This window comes from Streptomyces sp. A01 (genome assembly GCF_059026195.1).
Window position 1 is genome coordinate 1 of sequence record NZ_JBWLKN010000086.1, and the last position, 1,419, is coordinate 1,419.

Below are 1,419 nucleotides of genomic sequence, written 5' to 3' on the forward strand. Positions count from 1 at the left end.
TACTCCAGTCGCAGTTCGGTATCACCGCTGGTCAGGGCCGGGTTTCTGAGTGTACTCGGCTGATGTGCCGTCATGTTGCGGAAGTTCGTGACCTCTGGTGCGGCGGCGGTAGTGGCAGCGTCTGGCGATGGCCTGGTGGCGCCTGCGCCAGTGGGACCAGCTCAGCGCGTGGCCGGTGCGCCAGTGGTGTTTCGGCGAGGGGCGGCCAACTGCCAGGAGTCGCCGGATTTCTGCCACGGTGAGCGGTGCGAGAGCGCCGGAACCGTTTCTGCCGCCCCCTTTTCGGCCGCCGCTGATGCCATGGCGGCGAGGAAGGCGTGAGCGAGTATGGCCAGGGTGATGTGCCGGTACCAGCCCGGATACCGGCGGACCTCGTACTGGTCGAGGCCGCACTCGTTCTTCGCGGCCTGGAAGGCTTCCTCGATCGCCCAGCGGGTCCCGGCGATGCGCACGAGTTCGGCGACGGCGGTGCCATTGGGTGCGTAGGCGAGGTAGTAGGCGATCTCGTCCGGGCGGGCCAGGCTGCGGCGGGCCAGGACCCAGCGCTGGTGGGTGGGCTGATCGCCGTCGAAGTCGTCGATGGCGGGCAGTTGGGCCGCGGCCCAGTCGTAGACGCGCGGGCCTTTCGCGCCGTTGCTGCAGGAGTGACATTCCCAGGCGTCGTCGGGTGCCTGGGCGATGGCGAAGTCGATGCGGCCCAGGGCGTGGACATGCTGGGACTTCGGCACGGCCAGGACGTAGCCGACGCCGGTCTCTTCCAGCATGCGGCGCAGCCGCCATTCCTGGCCGTAGGCGGAGTCCGCGGTCACCCAGGCGACGGGCAGCGGTGAGGCCAGGGCACGCCTCACCATGGCCTTGGCCAAGTCCCCCTTGGTAGCGAACTCCCGCTCGTCGGGGATCTTCGCCGCTCGGCAGCGATCCCGGTCGGACGTCCAGGACTTGGGCAGATACAGCTCCCGGTCCACCAGGGCCCGGCCCTTGGGTGAGGCATAGGCGGCGAAGACACCGATCTGGCAGTTCTCGGTGCGGCCGGCCGTGCCGGAGTACTGGCGCTGCACGCCGGCTGAGACCGTGCCTTTCTTGAGGAACCCTGTGTCATCGATGATCAGCACTCCAACGGGGCCCCCGAGTCTCTCGGCAACATATTCCTGCAGGTCATCGCGTACCACGTCAGGATCCCAGCAGGCCCGGCTCAATAGGTGCTGCAGACCCGCAGGAGTCGGGTGACCGGCGTGCTCGGCCAGCTGCCAGCTGTTCTTCCGTCCCACTGGACCGATCAGACCGTGTACGTAGGCGCGCATCCGCCGCCGCAGATCCACCCGACCGAACCGGTGACCGATCCGTACCAGCAGCTCTTCCAGTTCCGCGGACCAGGCATCGGGCTGCACATCATCTTGCACGACAAGACAACGGCCCGCC

The 1,419-nt window shown here is 67.9% G+C and carries 1 protein-coding gene; it reads right to left on the reverse strand.

Going from position 1 to position 1,419, the window contains the following annotated elements; translation table 11 throughout:
• Window positions 1-161: 161 nt before the first annotated feature.
• Window positions 162-1,388 carry an IS701 family transposase gene (locus AC5P1B_RS35615; protein ID WP_493892182.1) on the reverse strand — a complete coding sequence of 409 codons (1,227 nt, stop codon included), beginning with the start codon at window positions 1,386-1,388 and terminating at the stop codon, window positions 162-164.
• Window positions 1,389-1,419 lie beyond the last annotated feature (31 nt).